General features: G+C 72.9%; 4 protein-coding genes. 2 read left to right on the top strand and 2 right to left on the bottom strand.

The annotated features are described in order from the left end of the window. Nucleotides 1–467 (bottom strand): cellulose binding domain-containing protein (locus V7E46_RS33095; RefSeq protein WP_333771859.1); only part of this gene is annotated, 467 nt, incomplete at its 3' end. Between the two features lie 195 nt (nucleotides 468–662). Here V7E46_RS33095 and V7E46_RS33090 point away from each other — a divergent pair. After that, complete coding sequence (locus tag V7E46_RS33090) at nucleotides 663–1,241, top strand: carboxymuconolactone decarboxylase family protein (protein ID WP_333771860.1); 579 nt, start codon at nucleotides 663–665, stop codon at nucleotides 1,239–1,241. Next, nucleotides 1,238–2,101 carry an RNA polymerase sigma-70 factor gene (locus V7E46_RS33085; protein ID WP_333771858.1) on the top strand — a complete coding sequence of 288 codons (864 nt, stop codon included), beginning with the start codon at nucleotides 1,238–1,240 and terminating at the stop codon, nucleotides 2,099–2,101. Before V7E46_RS33090 ends, V7E46_RS33085 begins: the two co-directional genes overlap by 4 nt. Before the next feature lie 95 nt (nucleotides 2,102–2,196). Here the strand turns inward: V7E46_RS33085 and V7E46_RS33080 are convergent, their stop codons facing one another. Beyond that, nucleotides 2,197–2,973 carry a thioesterase II family protein gene (locus V7E46_RS33080; protein ID WP_333771857.1) on the bottom strand — a complete coding sequence of 259 codons (777 nt, stop codon included), beginning with the start codon at nucleotides 2,971–2,973 and terminating at the stop codon, nucleotides 2,197–2,199. Between the last annotated feature and the right edge of the window lie 167 nt (nucleotides 2,974–3,140).

The raw sequence follows: 3,140 nt of genomic DNA, 5'->3' as shown, positions 1-3,140 counted from the left end.
GTCGTGGTGGGCGGGGTCGTGGCCGTACCGCCCGTGCAGGTCACGCCGTTGAGGCTGAAGGAGGACGGGGCGGTGGGCGTACCGGAGCCGGAGAAGGCTCCGTTGAAGCCGAAGGACGCCGAACCGCCGCTCGGGATCGAGCCGTTGTAGCTGACGTTGGCCGCCGTCACCTGGCTGCTGTTGAGGGTCACGTCGGCATTCCACGCCTGCGTCACCGTCTGTCCCGGCGCGAAGGTCCACTTCAGGCTCCACGACGACAGCGCGTCACCGAAGTTGGTGATCTTCACGTCGGCGCCGAACCCGCCCTGCCACACACTGCTGACGGTGTAGTCGACACCGCAGCCCGCCGCGGCGGGCGCCGCGCCGGCCGGGAGCTGCACGGCCCAGGTGGTGCCGGCCGCGATGAGCGCACCGGCCACCGACGCCGCCCAGGCGCGGCGGCGCGCGCGTTTCCGACGGGTGGTCATGGGATCCTCCAGAGGTGGGGGGAAGGAGAACGGCTCGACTGACCCGGGAGCCATCATGGGAGCGCTCCCACGTTGTGGTCAACGATTTCCCCGGTATTGCTGCCGCGTTTCTGACCGAGGTGGGCGCCAGGTGTCACGCCCGCGGGGTCATGCGGTGTCTTCATGCCGGACAGGCACAACTTCCAGGAGGACACCATGGCGCTACGCGTTCCGAAGGCCCAGCTCCCCGCCGAGCTGAGCGAGGGCATGATCCAGCAGCTCGGTGCCGTACCCGAGCCCGTCGAGGTGATGTGGCACAGCCCCGCGGTCGCCCGTGCGGCCCAGGCGCTGGGAAGCAGCGCGGGCGGGTGGGGCGCGGCCGACGAGAGCCTCAAGTCGTTCGCGCACATGGCCGTCGCGACCCAGGTCGGCTGCAGCTGGTGCCTGGACATCGGCTACTTCATGGCGCGGAACAACAAGCTGGACCTGGCCAAGGCCAGCCAGGTGCCGCGCTGGCGCGAGTCGGAGGTGTTCACACCCCTGGAGCGGGACGTCATGGAATACGCCGAGGCCATGACGACCACCCCGCCGACCGTCACCGACGAGCTGTCGGCGGGACTGCTGGCCAGGCTCGGCCCGGCGGCGATAGTCGAGCTGACCGTCTACATCGCCTTCGCCAACTTCGCGACCAGGAGCAACGCGTCGCTCGGGATCGAGTCGCAGGGCTTCTCCGCCGCGTGCGAGATTCCGCTGGCGGCGCCCTCCCGGACGTCCGGCGTAGCGTCGACGGCATGACCGAGGATCCTTACGTCGCCCATCGCAGCCTGCTCTTCACGGTCGCCTACGAGATGCTCGGGTCGGCGACCGACGCGGAGGACGTGCTCCAGGAGTCCTGGCTGCGGTGGTCGGCCGTCGACCGCTCCCGGGTGCGCGACCCGCGGTCCTACCTCGTCCGGGTCGTCACGCGGCAGGCGCTCAACCGTCTGCGTACGGTCTCCCGCCGCCGTGAGGACTACGTCGGGGAGTGGCTGCCGGAGCCACTGCTGACCAGCCCCGATGTGGCGGAGGACGTCGAACTCGCGGAGAGCGTCTCGATCGCGATGCTGACCGTGCTGGAGACGCTCGGTCCGACCGAGCGGGCGGTGTTCGTGCTGCGCGAGGTCTTCGAGCTGCCGTACGGCGAGATCGCCGAGGTCATCGGGAAGTCCGCGGCCGCGGTGCGGCAGATCGGGCGGCGGGCCCGCGAGCACGTGGCGGCCCGGCAGCCCCGGGTGCGGGTCAGCCGGTCGGAGCAGCAGGCCGTGGTGGAGCGGTTCCTGGCCGCCCTCGAAACGGGGCAGTTGCAGGAGCTGCTGGCGGTCATGGCGCCGGACGTCGTCCTGATCGCCGACGGCGGCGGTGTGGTGGCGGCGGCGCTGGCTCCGCTGCACGGGAGCGAACCGGTGGCCGCGGTGCTCGCGCGCGCCAACCGGGTGGCCGCGTTCCGGACCGCGGCCGTGTGGCTCAACGGCGCGCCCGCGGGCCGGATCGAACTCGACGGCGAGGCGTCGGCGGTGAGCCTCGCGGTGGAGGACGGGCTGATCACCAGGATCTACGCGGTGCGGAACCCGCAGAAGCTGGCGTGGCTCGACGTGCCCGCCGAGCTCGTCAGATAAGCGGGCCGCCGCGCCGGCGTCCTGGGGGTGGTCCGGGCGGTTCTTCCGCCGCCCGGGCCGCCCCGCGGTCGTTCCCGGGCGGCGGGCGGATGCTCTCAGCTGCCGGTTCCGGACGGCTGCGGGGCGGCGGCGAGGCGGTCGAGGACCAGGCGGCCGATCTCGGGCCAGTGCTCGGCGAGGAAGAAGTGGCCGCCCGCGAAGGTGCGCACCTCGCAGTCGGCCGCGGTGTGCCGCGTCCAGGCCCGCGCCTCCTCGGCCGTCACCCGCGGGTCGGTGTCCCCGGTGAGTACGGTGACCGGGCACACCAGCCGGGCGCCCTGCGGGTGCCGGTAGTTCGCCACCGCCCGGTAGTCGCTGCGCAGCACAGGCAGCACCACCTGCAGCACCTCCTCGTCGGCGAGGAGTTCCGGCGGTGTGCCGTCCAGCGCCCGGATGTCGGCGAGCAGTTCGTCGTCGCTCTTGCCGTGCCGATGGCCTTCGCGGTACACCGAGGGCGCCGGTCGCCCGGACGCGAACAGCCGTACGGGCCCGGCGCCGTCGGCCGCCAGCCGCCGCGCGACCTCGTAGGCGACGAGGGCGCCCATGCTGTGCCCGAACAGCGCGAGAGGCTCCCCGCGCCAGGGCGCCAGGTCCTCGGCGGCGCCGTCCGCGAGCGCGGCGATGTCGTCGAGCAGCGGCTCGCGGTAGCGGTCCTGGTGACCCGGATACTGCATGCACAGCACGTCGGCCCGCAGCCGCAGCTCGGCGGAGAGCGGGCGGAAGAAGCCGGCGGCGCCGCCGGCGTGCGGAAAGCAGATGAGGCGCGCGGGCGCTCCCTGAAGCGGGTGGAAGCGGCGTACGGCGCCGGTGGTAGGTGCCACGGTGTCCCTCACGGTCGTGGTCTATGACGCCCCGTCATATCCCCGGGCATCCTATGCCCCAGGCCCCCTTGCCCTGGCGGGCCCCACCTGGGCGCCCACCCTGCCGCAGTTGGTACGACCCCCGCGGGGGTGGTGGTTCCCCTCCTGCGGGGGGGGTACGCCTCCCCCGGGCGGGGGTT

Source organism: Streptomyces sp. IBSBF 2435 (assembly GCF_036815005.1).
Lineage (GTDB): Bacteria > Actinomycetota > Actinomycetes > Streptomycetales > Streptomycetaceae > Actinacidiphila.
This window is presented reverse-complemented; position numbering and strand designations above follow the sequence as displayed.